This is a genomic window from Chamaesiphon sp. VAR_48_metabat_135_sub (assembly GCF_031418915.1).
In the GTDB taxonomy this organism is placed as follows: Bacteria; Cyanobacteriota; Cyanobacteriia; order Cyanobacteriales; family Chamaesiphonaceae; genus Chamaesiphon.
In genome coordinates this window covers 41,237-57,686 of sequence record NZ_JANOJV010000054.1, presented here as the reverse complement: position 1 = coordinate 57,686, position 16,450 = coordinate 41,237, and the positions used below count along the sequence as shown (strand labels likewise).

Below are 16,450 nucleotides of genomic sequence, written 5' to 3'. Positions count from 1 at the left end.
CTTCTCGGTTAAGAACTGCTAACGATTGAAATCGTAGCTAGTGATGCAAAGTCCGCCTACGCAGACTAACTAGTTTTGAGATTAACGGAGAAGTATTGGGTCAGCACTCACTCCAAATCTACTGTACATACAAAGAAACTAATTATCTTTCATTAGTCCGTTGAAACGGACTTCTGCTATGAGCACCGCACTTCAGTCGCGGGCGGTTGAGGACTAAACACGAGGAATAATCTAGAATGCAATCGGTAATAGTTGTTGGTGCGGGAAATTGGGGCAAAAATCTTGTCAGCAATTTCCACGCTTTAGGTGCTTTGGCTGGAGTTGTCGAACTCAGCCCCAAATTGAGGGAGGGAGTAATCGCTAGTTACCCCGATCTCCCGCTGTATGATGATTTTCAGATAGCATTAAGCGAAACTGCGGCGACAGCAGTAGTCATTGCGACTCCTGCATCTACTCATTATGACTTGGCGATGCAGGCGATGGCGGTGGGTAAGGATGTCTTTGTTGAAAAGCCGATGACACTCACCCTGGCGGAGTCTACTGCATTAGCTGAATATGCCGACAAACACGATCGAGTACTAATGGTCGGACATCTCTTATTATATCAACCCGCGATCGCTTGGATGCGGGATTATATCGCCGCTGGTAAGTTAGGCGATGTCAAACGGGTAGTGGCGCAACGGGCAAAACTGGGCAAAGTCAGAGCAGTTGAAAATGTCTGGTGGTCTTTTTCACCCCACGATGTTTCGGTCGTTTTAGAATTATTAGATCGTCCTAAATTAATCGATGTTCAAGCAACTGGTTGTGCGATTTTACAACCAGGAATCGAAGACGAAGTGCGGGTAGAAATGACCTTTGCTGGGGGTAAAACAGCCCATATTCATGCATCTTGGTTATGGCCGATAAATCAACGCGGCACGATCGCGATCGGCACTAAAGGAATGCTAGTTTATGATGAAGTAGCACAAACTGTGACGATTCATCATAAGACAGTCGATGGTGAATTAAATCATCACGATGATGGGGTAGAAGTAGTCACAGTAGCCGCCGCCCAACCCTTGGCATTAGAATGTCAACATTTCCTCGATTGTCTGACTTCTCGCCAAACACCTCGTTCTGATGGCTGGAATGGTGTGGCTGTAGTAGAAGTATTGGAACGCGCACAAAAAGTAATTGATAATTGATACTTGACAAGCAATTATATTTGAGTTCCTATCGATAAAGTTAGCTCGTAGGGGCGGTGCTTCATGCCCGCCATCTAGGGGTTAAGCTGCTCAGTTAGAATCGCTAAGTTGATAGTAATATTTTTAGGATGGGGGCTTACTTTTAGATCTCTTTCGTCCTGAAAATTAGACTTTATTCAATCCACATTTACAAGTAAAAAATATGACTGCGGTTAATTATTTTGCCCATGATTCTGCATATATCGATGCCGGAGCAACTATTGGGGAAGGTACAAAAATTTGGCATTTTTCCCATGTTTTCAGTAAATCTAAAATTGGTACCAAGTGTGTCATCGGTCAAAATGTTTTAGTTTCCGATAACGTTGTTGTCGGAGATTTTTGTAAAATTCAAAATAACGTCTCTCTCTATGAAGGAGTAATTTTAGAAGACTATGTATTTTGTGGCCCCAGTATGGTGTTTACTAATGTTAAAACACCCCGCTGCGAATTTCCCCGCAATACCAGTGCTGACTATCAAAAAACGTTAGTGAAACGAGGCACGAGTATTGGTGCAAATGCCACGATTGTCTGTGGTACTACCCTCCACGAATGCGCTTTTGTAGCTGCTGGTGCGGTAGTCACCAAAGATGTCCCCGCCTATGCAATGGTGGCTGGAGTTCCAGCCAAACAAATCGGTTGGATGAGTGCTTATGGAGATGTGTTGGAATTCGATGACGATGGGTATGCTGTAGACTCGATTGGCACTAAATATCAGTTGTTAGCAGATACTCAGGTTGTTAAACTATAAAGTAAATTACTACCGGAACGCAATATCGCGTCCGAAAATGCATCCGCAATTATCAATTATTTGCTTGGTGCGCTGTCTTGTCGTTTTTTTATTCGGGGGGAACCCTAGACATAAAAACGCCGCTAACCGTCGGGGAACTAGGGCGTGCGCGCATCCGCAATTATTAATTATCAATTAATTTAAGATTGCTATGCTAGATTACCATCTGCCAAGATACTTACCTTCTGCTGACGAACTACTCGACTCAGATGAAACTCCTGTGGATAATGAGCTTCAAGAACTAATTCCGGCTTTACTCAAGTCCATCTTGCTGATGCTGTGGGAAGAGCGACAGGATTGGTTATTTGCCATTGATATGGGGATTTATTCTAATCCAGAGTTACCGCCAATCGTGCCCGATGCTTTCCTGAGTCTTGGTGTAGAGCGATGTTATGATGAAGAACTCCGACCTAGTTATGTATTGTGGGACGAAGAGACAGTTCCGATCTTTGTGCTAGAAGTAGTTTCTCCTAGATATCGAGAGGAATATACTACCAAGCTAAAATTATACGAACAGATGGGGGTATTGTACTATGCAATCTACTCCTCAAAACGAAAACGTAAGCCCAGATTTGAAGTACATAAACTAGTCGATGGAGTTTATCAACTAGTCAATGATAGTCCAGTATGGATGCCAGAAATAGGTTTGGGAATTGGGTATGAGCGGGGAAATTATGGCGGGGTAACGAGGGAGTGGTTGTATTGGTACGATGAGGACGGGAAACGCTATCTTACCCCCAATGAAAGAATTCAACAAGAGGTCGATCGATCTAATTCTTTGTTGGATCGATCGACCAAATTGGCAGATAAGTTACGACAATTAGGCATCGATCCTGATGCGTTAAGCTAAATGTATGACTCGATCGAACCTAATCGATCGAAATACACGACTTTATGCTGAAGGGAAAAAATGTGATGATTGATACAATCATCTTGTGTGAAGTGTCCCAATATATCTTCTCTACATTAGAAATGTCCCAGGAGCAGCTCATTATCTAGCTAATGAGTACTTAGATTGGGGAATAGTGCGGGTTAGTAGGGTGAGACTCTACTTGCTGGTAGCTAGGTTCCTAATTCTGTGTATTTAAACCTTCATCCTTTCTGGAGTAATGTTCTCACTGTCATGGCAGGGACAATATTATCTCAAGGCATCCCAATGGCAGTACTATTAGTACTGACGAGAATAGTCCCTGCTGCTGAAATTGGCAATTTTTCTCTGTTCTTAAGTGCTGCAAATATATCCAGCATCTTAGTTGCAGCTAGTCTCGATAAGGCAATTTTTTCTGCCCGTACAGAGAAAGAGATTAGTGAGTTGCTGCGCTTAACTATCATCGCAGGATGTGCGATCGGGTTAGTCATTATAATCACTATTTTAATAGTGCAAAAATTGAGCATTTCATCGGTTCATCAAATCATTGCTCGATATTATGCAAGCATGGTGATGTACTCATTACTACTCGCATTTAACAGACATTCACAGGCTGTTTTGACCTATCGATCTCAGTTTCAGTTGTTGAACAAGACAAAATTATTAATTGCCACTCCTGCTGCATTGGCGCAACTAGTTGCTAGTCTGTTAGGACTGGGAGTTAGCGGATTTATTTATTCAACAACTCTGGTGTCAACAGTTTCGACATTAATGTCTTGGAAATTATTATCAATATCTTGGCAACAATTTTTTCGTGAAACTTCGCTTTCCTCTGTAAAAAAGACATTTTTTAGCAACTATCGATTTACGTTATTTTCTCTCCCTGCAGAACTCATCAGTGCTACCTCTGGTCAGCTTCCAATCTTTATTATCGCCGTAAGGTTTGGTTCGGTTTCCGTGGCTATGTACGCAATGGTACTGCGCGTATTAAGTATCCCCGTCGGTCTGTTGGGTAGCTCTGTGTTGACAGTTTTTCAAGATCGAGCAGGACAAGACTATCGCGATCGAGGTAATTGTATCAATGTTTATTTGAATACACTAAAAACTCTTGCCTTGCTATCTTTTTTACCGTTCTTAGGGTTGCATCTTTTTGGCTCCGATCTTGTCAAGCTTTTATTAGGAGAACAATGGATCTTTGCAGGTGAATATGCTGAGATTTTAGCTCCAATGCTGTTCGTAGCATTTATATCATCACCACTAAGTTATGTGTTGTTTTTTTCAAAACGCGGACAACAACTTAATTTACTGTGTCAGCTTATACTGAGTGCGATTGTCTGGCTGGTATTTAGTTGTGCAGGCGATATTAATAGTGCGATTTTGTACTATTCAATTTTTGGTTCGATTTACTATATTTGCTATATGTTTGTATCTTATCATGTTGCTTCAGGTGTCTATTCACACCAATCGCTTTAATCTAAATATCTCACAGTTGCGATCGAGTGATTTGACATAATTGTGAGCCAATCTAGGTAAATTAATCCAGAGTGATTTGAGCCAATCGTCAGGATATACGCCTTGTTGCGGTTGTCAGACCCTCTAGCCCTGATGTTATAGTTACCTTGGTGCGACATTGGCAAATAATGACGTAATTTAAACGTCTTAATTATCGATCGAACTCCCGCTCATCTCTAAAATTTACAGCGTAGAATTAGCATGTCTCCCACCCAAATTAAAGTTCCGATTTTAGATTTAAAGCCTCAATATCACAGCATTAAAGCTGAAATTCGGGACGCGATCGATCGCGTGCTTGACTCTGGTGCTTTTATCATGGGGCCAGATGTTAAACTGTTTGAAGCAGAAGTAGCCCAGTATCTAGGCGTAAAACACGCGATCGGTGTTAATTCGGGTACGGATGCTTTAGTAATTGGACTGCGGGCATTGGGCATTGGTGCTGGGGATGAAGTAATTACTACGCCGTTCTCCTTCTTTGCGACAGCAGAATCGATTAGCTCTGTGGGTGCCAAACCGATCTTTGTCGATATTGATGTAGATAGTTTTAATATCGATCCGCACCAGATTGAAGCAGCGATCACCGCCAAGACGAAGGCAATTATGCCTGTGCATTTGTATGGTAGAGCAGCGAACATGACCGCAATTATGGAAATTGCGACCAAACATGGTTTGAAAGTAATTGAAGATTGCGCTCAGTCATTTGGCTCACAATTCTATGATGCGGCGAATCCCACACTTAGTGGTAAGCAGACGGGGACAATTGGCGAGATCGGTGCTTACTCTTTCTTCCCTTCCAAAAATTTGGGGGCTTATGGCGATGGTGGTTTAATTGCCACCAATGATGATAATTTGGCTGAAATGGCGCGGATGTTGCGGGCGCACGGAGCCAAGAAAAAATATCACAATGAGATTTTAGGTTATAACTCGCGGTTGGATACGCTTCAGGCGGCGATCCTTCGCGTGAAACTCCCCCATATCGATAAGTGGAACCAGGGACGACGACGGGTGGCGCAGATTTACTGGGATTTATTAGCAAATGTTCCAGGCGTGACAGCACCAGCGGTAGTTGATGGGCATGTATTCCATCAATATACGATTCGGGTAGCTGGCGGTCAGCGAGATGCTGTGGCTCAAGCGATGAACGAGCAGGGGATTAGCACGATGATTTATTATCCAATTCCTCAGGATAAATTGCCAGTTTATTTAGGACAATACGATCTGCAAGCTAATAGCGAACTCCTGGCGACAGAAGTACTCAGTCTCCCAATTTGGCCAGAATTGGAGAGCGATATCCAGGCGCAAGTTGTGGAAGTATTGGCTCGATCTTTAACATGAAAAAAAGCTATGCAATCGTTAATCAATACATTGGTGACTTATTCCGTTACTTGGCAGCCAGTGGCTTCTTAAAGAATGCTGCGAAGCTGGCAGGTTCAACGGCTTTGTCTCAGATAATATTAATTCTTGCATCACTAATTTTGACCAGGCTTTATACTCCCGAAAACTTTGGTGTATTAGCAATTTTTACCTCATTATTCGGTCAAGCCGTTGTTTTGACGAGTTTTTGCTATGAATGGATGATTCCCTTAGCAACAGAGGAAGATGAGGCTATTGATGTACTAGTATTTACACTAATACTGACTACTTTTACCTCAATAGTTTTTGCAATTGCCATTAGTATTTATGGGCATAATATCGCACTATGGGCGAATTCTCCCGCATCAGAACCTTTTCTTTGGTTACTGCCAATAGTGATTTTTTTTGGGGGAATGTACCAAAATTTTAACTATTGGAGTCTCCGTGAAAAAGCGTTCGGCTTGATTGCTCGGACTAAACTCGCTCAAAGTTTATGGACGACAGGTACACAAATTATCCTCGGACTATTTGCCTATGGTTCCTTGGGTTTGTTGATTGGCTATTTACTCACTCAAGTAGTCGGTATCTGGCAACAAGCGGTGTTTTTCTGGAGCAATCACCATGCTCAAGTTAAGCTAGTTTCCGTTGCTAGAATCGCGACTGTCGGGCGTAAATATTTTAGTTACGCATTGACCAGTGGAACTTCAACTTTTGTCTATGCAACTGGTTCGGCAGTTCCCTCTTTACTGTTGTCATCATTCTATGGAACATCAGCAGTTGGCTCGTTTTCTGTCGCACAAAGATTGACAAGTATTCCCGTCGTAATTGTCGGCGCGGCTCTTTCTCAGGTGTTTCTATCTCATGCCGCAGAGATGATTCGGAACGATCCCAAGGAACTAAAACGTTTGTTTCTCAAAACTAGTTTGTTACTATTCGTAGCTAGCTTGTTAATTGGCGCGATCGTTTTAGCAAGTCCGTTGGTTTTCCCAATTATCTTTGGTAAAATCTGGATCGAATCTGGTTTTATGGCACAAGCAATGGTGCCCATGTTTATTTTTTCGATGGCAATTGCCCCACTATCAATTCTAGAGTGGGTTGGCAAACAAGGCTGGATGTTGGGATGGAATATCGTCAGACTGGGCTTGTTCTGGCTGGGGTTTTGGGTGGCTCATATTAATGGCTGGTCGGCTACTACGGCGATCCTCACTTATAGTGTAATCACTGCCGTAATGTATCTGGTATTGTGGGTTCTAAATTTCTATTCTATTTATTTGTTAATGAATAAACCATCGACAGCATCATCTTTTGAATAGGATCTACAATTATATTTTCTAGCTTTAAACAAAGGATATCTATGGATACTTCAACTATCAATACTAAGCATTGGGAGAAGTTCTGGGGACAGCAAACGACACCCTTATATCGGCATAAGGGTGACGAATGGCGCGTTCTATATGCTAACGAAATCAACTCGATCTTAACCAGTCTAGGCTACACAGGTGGTGCAGTTTTAGAAACCGGTTGTGGTGATGGATCGTTGTTTGAATACTTAGCGATCGATAAAGCAGCATATCTGGGCACGGATTTATCTGAGTCAATGCTGGCTGTGTTTCGAGCCAGACATCCTGGTGTAAATTTAGTGTGTACGGATGCAGCTAGATATACTGGCGATCGTCAGTTTTCTTTAATATTTAGCAATCAGGTGATTCAGTATTTTAGCAAAGACGATTTGGATATTTATATTAACAATGCTCTAGAAAAGCTTGAGGATGATGGCATCTTATTATTGGCAAATATATTATGGAAGGATTTAGAGTTTACTCAATACCATAGTGGCAACCTAGTTAGTTATCTCAAGTCATACGTTCAAAGACTTATTGGCAAAGATACGATGGGCTATTGGTATGCACCAAAGGACTTCGATAAATATAGAAGAGCAGGAGTAGAAATCCATGTGTTTGGCTCCTTGTTTTATCCTTATCGATTTTCACTAGCACTCAAGAAGTTGAAAATTGACACTTCGACTACGCTCAGTGCAAGAAGTTGAAAGTTTAAAAATATCTGTGCCTAACATAAATTAGGAATAGGCGGCGCAAGTTACGGAACTAATCCCCAACCCCGAATCCCGAACCCCGAACCCCGATTCCCGATTCCCAAATCCCAAATCCTGTCTTATCTCGCTAAACCGTCGGGGAACTAGGGCGTGCGCAAGCCGCAAAATCCAAAATCTAAAATCTAAAACTGAAATGACTGCCAATTCAATCTTTCAAAAATCGTGGTGGTTAGATGCGCTGGCACCAGGTGCTTGGCAGGAATCAAAAATTGAAAAGAATGGTTCTGTGGTCGCACGTTTACCATATGTTATCAAGAAAAAGATGGGACTAACACTGCTGACAATGCCAACATTGACGCAAACTTTAGGCCCTTGGATCGATGCTTCTACAGCTAGATATTGCAAACAACTAGCACAGCAGAAAGATCTATTCACCGAATTGATGCAACAACTGCCACCCCATGACTACTTCAGTCAAAACTTTCACTATTCGATCGCCAACTGGCTGCCTTTTTATTGGCAGGGCTGCACAATCGAAGCGCGCTGTACCTACGTCCTCGAAGATTTGACCGATTTAGATCGAGTGTGGACGGGGTTTCAAGAAAATATCCGCAGAGAGATCCGCAAAGCTCAGAAACAAGTAACTGTCCGCACCGATCTCGATGTCGATCGATTTCTCGACCTCAACGATCTGACATTTCAACGACAAGGTGAAACACCTCCCTATACCCGCGAATTCGTTTACCGCTTGGATCGGGCTTGTACCGAGCATCAAGCCCGCAAAATGTTCTTTGCCGAAGATGCCCAAGGGCGGATTCATGCCGCTCTATATATTATTTGGGATGAAAACTCCGCCTACTACCTCATGGGCGGTGGCGACCCAGATTTGCGGAATAGTGGAGCTACTAGTTTGCTGATGTGGGAAGCGATTCAGTTTGCCGCAACTGTCACGAACAAGTTCGACTTTGAAGGTTCAGCCATCGAACCGATCGAACGTTTTTTTAGGGCTTTTGGCGGTAGACAGGTACCATTTTACAATGTTACTAATAGTAATAGTCGGCGGATGAAACTATTAATGGTAGGACGAGATTTAAAGAAAGTTTGGTCGTGAGTACAGTTAAGATGCCTGAGAGCTGCGAGTGCAAACGTTGCTGGTAATTCGATCGTCAAAGCCCTCAATTGCTAGTAATAAATCCGAGCGTCGCTTTATCTCACTAATCGATCGCGACGCTCGAACTAAAAAATAAATTTACACATAACTAACGATGACTAAACTAGAAAAATGGAGTAAGTATTGGGAAGATCTCCAAACGCCACTACATCGCTCGAACGGTGAAAATTTCTATCCACAGTATGCCGCCGAATTAAAAATCTTAATCCAGGGCAGTAACCCCCGACGAGTATTAGAGCTAGGTTGCGGCAACGGCGATCTATATCAATACATGGATTTTGACAAAGCCGATCTCTACAAGGGCATTGATTTTTCGGCTGCAATGTTGGCAGACTTCCATCAAAAATATCCCCACGTAGAGTTGGAATGTGGTGATGCATCTGCTTATCGCGACGATCGTCAGTACGATCTAATCTGGTCGAATGGGGTGATCCAGTACTTCGATTACAAAATGTTGGCTAATAACTTTGCCAATGTGAAATCGATGATGGACAAAGATTCAATCTTTGTTTGTGCTTCGGTACCTTGGAAGCTCCACAAGTTTCCATCAATGACTGGCGAGTCATACGGCATCAAAAAAAATGTAGCGAAGGGAATGGTTAACTATGTCAAGAATATGTTCAAGGACTCGATGGGGACTTGGTATGACCTAGATGTGATTAGAGAACTAGCTGCGGCGAATTCTATGAGCGTAGAGTTTTTTGCTTCGATGCATTATATGTATAGATTTCACGTTGTGCTGAAATTAGTCTAGTATAAGTACAAAATTTTTGACATCAACAGCGAAATTTAGCTAAATCAATTGTGAGTGAATAAATTGTGATTAATATTGAAGCCCCTAATACTTATCAAGCAGAGCGCAAATATATTTTTAGCGTTATTTTTGCTGAGTTTTTAGGCTTGGAAATTAATATTAATTTTACAGATCGGCAGAACATTTCAATTCAGTTAGATGGCGATAGACAGATCGTAATTCCCGATGGATTATTTGCTACTCCTTCAGCAGATTGGCTAGAAGTCAGTTCATTGCCCCAGCAACCGCTCAAAAACTGGGATCTGAGTAGTACCAACTTAACTGCGTTGACAGTTAAATCGCAAATCCCAATCGTCTATGGTGCAGATCCAGCACGAGCAGATTTTTTCGCTCAGTCACAAAATCAGATCGAGCTGGGTATCGATATTTTTGGTTCGGCTTTTTTCATGTTGACACGTTATGAGGAAGTCGTAAAGCCAGAACGAGATCGAGTCGATCGATTTCCAGTGACGGCATCCTTAGCTTATCAAGAGGATTTTCTAGATCGCCCGATCGTTAATGAGTATGTTGAGATTCTGTGGGCTTGTCTCATCCAACTGGCTCCGAATTTACAGCGCAAAGTCCGAGAGTTCCAAGTTGTGGTCAGCCATGATGTCGATGAGCCGTTTCGATATGCATTCAGCAACATTTCTCGCTTAATCAAACGTTGCGCGGGGGATATCTACAAGCGGCATAGCTTACCATTAGCAACAAAAAGTATCCAGCAATGGGCACAGGTAAAGAGTGGCAGCTTCGATGTCGATCCTTGCAATACTTTCGATTCGATCATGGATATTAGTGAGAAACAAAATATCAAAAGTGCCTTCTACTTTATCGTCGATCGACCTGCTGGACTACTGGATTGTGACTACTCGATCGACCATCCACTAATTCGCGATCTGTTACGGAAAATTCATCAGCGCGGACATGAGATTGGCTTACACACTAGTTATCTTACTTATCAAAATCCCGATCGAACTAAACAAGAGTTCGATCTTTTGAAGCGAGTTTGTCTGGAGGAAGGGATCGAACAACAGCACTGGGGCGGGCGGCAGCACTGCTTGCGATGGGAGACTCCGACCACTTTTCAGAACTGGAATGATGCTGGACTGGATTATGATTCAACCTTATCTTTTGCAGAAAAGGTTGGATTTCGGTGTGGCGTATGTTATGAATTTTCGACGTTCAATCTGACAACTAGAAAACATTTGAATCTAAAAGAAAAGCCTTTGATTGTGATGGAATGTACTGTTTTGGACGATCGTTATATGAATTTAGGTGCTGAAGAAACATTAGCTCTCCAATGTATCCTTGACCTCAAAAATTGTTGTAAAACATTCCAAGGTGAATTCACTCTATTATGGCATAACAATCGCTTTACCGATCCGCGAGAGGTTGAAATGTACAAACAAATTATTCATTAAAACAGACTAATTTGGACAGTATCGCTCGCTTCATCTTCACCCAAATATATTTTTAAAAAATATTTGCAAAAGCTTAATGTAATTGACTATGATGACCTTCTGCTGGTATTTGTTTCTACTAATTATATGTATGGGGATGGAGACCTTGACGAAGTGCTTCTCCACTTTAAATATATTTACTTTATTTACTTTATTTTTCTTAATGAATCATGGCATTGGGGTGCCATTCGCTTTTGGACTCAACGACGCACTAGATCTAGAATTACCTGATGATGTAATTATCAGATGGCTGTCATGTTTGGTCATTATGTATGTTTGTTTTCTCCTGGGCATTGTGATTGCGAAGTATTTCTTTGGCAACAGACAGATGAACCCTGTTGAGTACAAACAAGAGCTAGTCGAAGTATCCAGAGAGCAAATTACTAGCGTCAAAAAAACATTTGTTTTGATGGCAGCAATCATTGGAATATTTGTTTTTATTCAATTGTGGAATCCAAATTTATTAATTGTCTCACTGGCTAAAGATTTTGGCGCTGAAGACTACAAAGCTGCGAGGTTAGCCTATGGACAAGGTGTTAATAGTGAAGTTAATGTAATCGGCAGGATTGCAGTCACCTTGAAGTTTATGGCTTTGCCACTACTGATTAATATCGCCTACGCGCTTAAAGATCTGGGACGAAAATTCTCAAATTTATTCTGGTTTTTATTTATTATCTACGTGCTGCTGCAACTAGTGACTGGACAAAAAGCAGCGATTTCATTAGCTATTATCAGCCTTTTAATCTGTCAATTATTCAAAAGCGGAAACTGTGCGATATCTATCAAAAACAAAGTTGTTTTTTACACTATATCTGCCTTAGTGTTTTTAGTGTTTACGTTGCTGCCCGTACAATATATGTTTCAGTATCCAGGTCTAGAGTACGGTGACGCTCTAAGCTCTGTCGTTAATAGACTTACATCTGAAACTTCTCGAACCTTACAACTACATTTTTATATCTATCCAGATATCATTCAACATCTCAATGGTGGCAGCTCTTTTCTGTTTTCGGGGTTGTTTGGTAGTGGTGTAAATATCGATCCTGGTCGCGCTGTCAGAGGGTATGTACTATTTGGCGACACTACCGAAGCGAGTGGCACCTGGAACGCCGCTTTTATCGGTGCAGCCTGGGCCGATTTTGGCTACATTGGCGTAATTGTCGAATCCATGCTGGTGACGATGTTGCTCTGGTACTATCACCAATGGTTTCTCAAACAACGGAAGGTACCGATTGTTGTTGCCGCCTACTCGACATTAGTTATGTCAACCACATATCTATCCGAAGCCAATTTGACGACAGCTCTGTTCACTTTTGGACTAGGATCGAGCTTTTTATTTTCCTTTTTATTCAGAGATCTTAAAGCAAAATTAAAGCCTAAGTGAAAAAGGCTAGGTATTGGACGACTCTTCTTTAATAAATAAATATAATACCAACTCATGAAAATAGCATTATTCTTTAGCTACTATGAAACTTACATTAAGTCTTTATATGCAGAAGATATTTATCTGTCTAAATTACCTTACAAACAACAATTGGCAAGGATACTCGCAGATAATTTTAGTTGGCCAGCAGCACTATGTCAGCGGCTCGAAGACATGGGCTGTGAAGTCGAGATTATTATTAATGTCGAATCTTTGCAACGTGCTTGGGCATTAGAGAACGGATATGAATTCGATCCTGAAAATTGGCGGTACACTATCCCTTGCGAACAAGTCAAAAGGTTTTCACCGGATATCATGTGGATCGGTTCGATGTTCAAATATTTTGGAGACTTTCTGAAAGAAATTAAGCCATATTGCCACCAGATTTTTGCCTGGACAGCTTGTCCAATTCCCAAGTCATTAGATTTATCCAACATTGATTGCATGTTAACTTCTCATGCAAACTATCAATCTTTCTTCAAAGCACAGGGGAAAGCGGTAGAAATACTCCTGCCATGTTTTGAAGAGAGTATTTTAGCTACGTCAGGTATTGAGGATCGCGATGTAGATTGTAGTTTTGTGGGTGGTTTGTCTTGGATACACATCGAAAGAATTAACGTTATCAAAACCTTGGCAGATCGGACACCTATTCAGATTTGGAGTGACTATCCAAAGTTAATTTCCAGAGGGATTTTACAACCGAATTTTTGGAATGCCTACTTAAAACTCAGGAGTATTAAAGCTAGAATTAATCCCAGCGTTTGGGGGATGGAGATGTATCGGGTGCTCGCTCGATCGAAAATTACAGTTAATGTTCATGCGGAAGTAGCTTCAGGGTTAGCGGGAAATATCCGCATGTTTGAGGCTCCAGGGATGGGAGCTTTGCTCCTGACGGAGGATGCACCCAACATGCGGGAATTATACGAGCCAGAGAAAGAGGTAATAACTTATAAAAGTCCAGAACATCTAGTAGAACTCATCAATTACTACACAGATCGCCCTGAAGAACGAGCAGCAATCGCGAAGGCAGGACAAATTAGAACACTAAAAGATCACAGTACCGTCCAACGCAGCAAAGAGTTAATAGAAATATTCTCTCGATATCTTAAATAACTATATGAATGCTACTAAATTTCAAACATGGGAAGAAGCCGTTTCCTGGCTGATATCCCAACCAGAACAACAAGAGATAGTTGAAGCCTGTTACTACGATATACCGCTGAAGTCCGCAGCCGATCGCTATTGGCAAAGTACGGAATGGCAAGCAATTAGAGCATTTTTTCCAGTAGCCCAAGGTAAGGCTCTTGATATCGGCGCGGGAAATGGGATTGCTAGTTATGCTCTAGCAAAAGACGGTTGGCAAGTAGCAGCACTCGAACCAGATTCTAGCAATCTAGTCGGAGTGGGCGCGATTCGTCAATTGGCTAATGACTGCAATTTATCGATCGATGTCGTTCAGGAATTTGGCGAACAATTACCCTTTCCCGATGCTCATTTTGAGGTAGTTCTTGCTAGACAGGTGTTGCATCACGCCCGAGATTTACCCCAGTTATGTCGAGAAATTTATCGAGTGCTCAAATCAGGTGGTGTCTTTATCGCCGCGCGAGATCATGTGATTTCCACCAAAGCCGATTTACCTAAATTTTTAGATTCTCACCCTCTACATAAATTATATGGCGGCGAACATGCTTATTTACGATCGGAATATGTCGCGGCGATCGAATCAGCAAACTTAAAAGTCAAGCAGGTACTCGATCCTTTCGATAGTCCGATCAATTACTGTCCCTATACTCCCGATATGCTCAAGCAGAAATTAGCTACCCAACTGAGTTCGCTTCCCGCTGCTGGAATAGTTACTAGTATTTTGTTAAATCAGGCAATCTTTCCCTATACGCTCAAACTATTAAGCAAAATCGATCGTCGTCCTGGTCGGGTTGTGAGTTTTGTTTGTTACAAGGTATAAATTTCCAGCGATCTAGCCAGATCGATCTAAATCATTAACTTAATATCGTCAAAAACTTGAGGTAAACTATGAAAGATACAGCAGTTAGCAAGCACTTATTAGACAATTATAAGGATTACTACGAAGATGGTAACAATCCAGAGGGTGATGCTTATTGGCGAAAAATTGGGGCTATTCCCAAAGTCGATAATATAGTTGCTCTGTGCGATCGATATCCTCACAAATCGATTATTGAAATTGGCGCAGGTGAAGGATCGGTGCTGCAAGAACTCTCAGAACGAGAATTTGCCGAGGAGTTATATGCGATCGATATTTCGGAATCTGGGATTAGAAAGATTCAAGCAAGACAGATTAAAAATCTCAAAGAATGTAGCACTTACGATGGGTATACTATTCCCTATCCAGACGATCGATTTGATATCGCCATTCTCACCCATGTTGTCGAACATTTAGAGAATCCTCGCCTGTTAATCTATGAAGCTAGTCGAGTTGCCAAACACTTATTTGTCGAAGTTCCATTAGAAGATCACCTCAGACTACCTCAGAATTTTGTATTCGATCGAGTCGGGCACATCAATGATTATGCACCTAAAAGTATTCGACGATTGCTCCAAACATGCAGTTTAACAGTATTAGAGCAAGTAGTTACCAACCATTCAAAAGCTGTTCACGTTCATCCCGAAGGTAAAAGTAGCGTAACTAATTATCATGTAAAGAACTTATTGCTCAAGTTTTCCCCGCAATTAGCAACAAGTTTATTCACCTATAATTCGGCATTGATCTGTAAAAAAGTGAGCGAAAATTGATCGGCAAGTTAATTTCAGAATTGAGTTAAATTGACAACTATTTATTTGGGATAAGTATGAAACGTGTATTAATCACTGGTGCCGCCGGATTTATCGGTTCGGCATTAGTACCTGAATTAGAAAAGAATGGTTATGTCACCTATGTTCTAGATAATCTTTCCTTTGGGAAGCGCGATCTACTAGACATTCCTGACGATCGATTCGTGCTGGGTGACATTACAGATCGAACTTTAGTGCAGAAAGAGATCGCCAGGATCTCGCCCCATTGGATTATTCATCTTGCAGCTATTCACTTCATTCCCTACTGCAATCAAAATCCGTATGAATCAGCGAATATTAATATTCAAGGAACTATTAATGTCTTAGATGCGGCGAAGAAGTTAGATTGCTTAGAAAGAGTCTTGTTTGCTTCTACGGCGGCTGTCTATCCGATCGTGGATACACCGATACCAGAAACTTTTGTTACTAATCCCTTAGACATTTATGGACTCAGTAAATTAGCAGGGGAAAGACTGATGAATGAGTTTTATTTAGAGACTCAGATTCCTAGTATTATCTGTAGATTTTTTAATGCTTTTGGGCCACGCGAAACAAATGCCCACCTTATTCCAGAAATTCATCGTCAAATAGTTGAGGGAAAACGTAAAATTCAGTTGGGAAATTTAGATCCACAGCGAGATTTTATTCATACATCTGACATGAGTTTGGCATTAAGATTGCTACTAGAAAAATTTGAGACTGGCATCGATACTTTTAACATTGGCAGTGGCAAAGAGTACTCGGTTAGAGCAGTAGTGCAAGCCTTTGAACGAGCAATTGGCGAATCGATCGAGATTCAAGTAGATCCAGCCCGAGTCAGAAAAGTGGAGCGACACCATCTATGTGCAGATATCCAGAAGTTAACTGAGTTTCTAGATTGGGAACCTGCTGTTAGTCTCGATCGAGGAATTCAAAAATTAATCGACGATCCGCATACTGCATTTGCCTAAAAAATAGCTTTAAAACACCCAAATATCTCATTCATAATCTACAAGAGCC

The 16,450-nt window shown here is 41.6% G+C and carries 15 protein-coding genes; all 15 read left to right on the top strand.

Features of this window, described 5'->3' with window-relative positions; all coding sequences use genetic code 11:
• The first annotated feature begins 236 nt into the window (after window positions 1-236).
• A complete protein-coding gene (locus RMO55_RS03925; protein WP_310423826.1) occupies window positions 237-1,184 on the top strand; it encodes a Gfo/Idh/MocA family oxidoreductase in 948 nt (315 codons plus the stop codon).
• A 202-nt stretch (window positions 1,185-1,386) separates the two neighbouring features.
• The gene (locus RMO55_RS03920; RefSeq protein ID WP_310423824.1) at window positions 1,387-1,971 is read left to right on the top strand and encodes an acyltransferase; all 585 of its coding nucleotides are present in this window, start codon (window positions 1,387-1,389) and stop codon (window positions 1,969-1,971) included.
• 190 nt (window positions 1,972-2,161) lie between these two features.
• Complete coding sequence (locus RMO55_RS03915) at window positions 2,162-2,860, top strand: Uma2 family endonuclease (RefSeq protein WP_310423821.1); 699 nt, start codon at window positions 2,162-2,164, stop codon at window positions 2,858-2,860.
• Window positions 2,861-3,088: 228 nt separating this feature from the next.
• Window positions 3,089-4,351 (top strand): oligosaccharide flippase family protein, encoded by a 1,263-nt coding sequence (locus RMO55_RS03910; RefSeq protein WP_310423818.1) that lies wholly within the window; start codon window positions 3,089-3,091, stop codon window positions 4,349-4,351.
• Between the two features lie 240 nt (window positions 4,352-4,591).
• Window positions 4,592-5,725 (top strand): DegT/DnrJ/EryC1/StrS family aminotransferase, encoded by a 1,134-nt coding sequence (locus RMO55_RS03905; protein WP_310423814.1) that lies wholly within the window; start codon window positions 4,592-4,594, stop codon window positions 5,723-5,725.
• Window positions 5,722-7,056, top strand: coding sequence for an oligosaccharide flippase family protein (locus RMO55_RS03900; RefSeq protein WP_310423811.1), 1,335 nt, complete (start codon window positions 5,722-5,724; stop codon window positions 7,054-7,056). The genes RMO55_RS03905 and RMO55_RS03900 overlap by 4 nt, the downstream gene beginning before the upstream one ends.
• Before the next feature lie 41 nt (window positions 7,057-7,097).
• Window positions 7,098-7,790 (top strand): class I SAM-dependent methyltransferase, encoded by a 693-nt coding sequence (locus tag RMO55_RS03895; protein ID WP_310423809.1) that lies wholly within the window; start codon window positions 7,098-7,100, stop codon window positions 7,788-7,790.
• Window positions 7,791-7,989: 199 nt separating this feature from the next.
• Window positions 7,990-8,907, top strand: coding sequence for a GNAT family N-acetyltransferase (locus RMO55_RS03890; RefSeq protein WP_310423806.1), 918 nt, complete (start codon window positions 7,990-7,992; stop codon window positions 8,905-8,907).
• A 154-nt stretch (window positions 8,908-9,061) separates the two neighbouring features.
• Window positions 9,062-9,721, top strand: coding sequence for a class I SAM-dependent methyltransferase (locus RMO55_RS03885; RefSeq protein ID WP_310423804.1), 660 nt, complete (start codon window positions 9,062-9,064; stop codon window positions 9,719-9,721).
• A 65-nt stretch (window positions 9,722-9,786) separates the two neighbouring features.
• Window positions 9,787-11,184 (top strand): polysaccharide deacetylase family protein, encoded by a 1,398-nt coding sequence (locus RMO55_RS03880; RefSeq protein WP_310423802.1) that lies wholly within the window; start codon window positions 9,787-9,789, stop codon window positions 11,182-11,184.
• 202 nt (window positions 11,185-11,386) lie between these two features.
• Window positions 11,387-12,604: a hypothetical protein gene (locus RMO55_RS03875; protein WP_310423799.1), complete on the top strand. Its 1,218-nt coding sequence runs from the start codon at window positions 11,387-11,389 to the stop codon at window positions 12,602-12,604.
• A 54-nt stretch (window positions 12,605-12,658) separates the two neighbouring features.
• Window positions 12,659-13,756 carry a glycosyltransferase gene (locus tag RMO55_RS03870; RefSeq protein ID WP_310423796.1) on the top strand — a complete coding sequence of 366 codons (1,098 nt, stop codon included), beginning with the start codon at window positions 12,659-12,661 and terminating at the stop codon, window positions 13,754-13,756.
• Between the two features lie 4 nt (window positions 13,757-13,760).
• Complete coding sequence (locus RMO55_RS03865; RefSeq protein ID WP_310423793.1) at window positions 13,761-14,606, top strand: class I SAM-dependent methyltransferase; 846 nt, start codon at window positions 13,761-13,763, stop codon at window positions 14,604-14,606.
• A gap of 68 nt (window positions 14,607-14,674) precedes the next feature.
• Complete coding sequence (locus tag RMO55_RS03860) at window positions 14,675-15,412, top strand: class I SAM-dependent methyltransferase (RefSeq protein ID WP_310423789.1); 738 nt, start codon at window positions 14,675-14,677, stop codon at window positions 15,410-15,412.
• 56 nt (window positions 15,413-15,468) lie between these two features.
• Complete coding sequence (locus tag RMO55_RS03855) at window positions 15,469-16,401, top strand: GDP-mannose 4,6-dehydratase (RefSeq protein WP_310423786.1); 933 nt, start codon at window positions 15,469-15,471, stop codon at window positions 16,399-16,401.
• The last annotated feature ends 49 nt before the right edge of the window (window positions 16,402-16,450 follow it).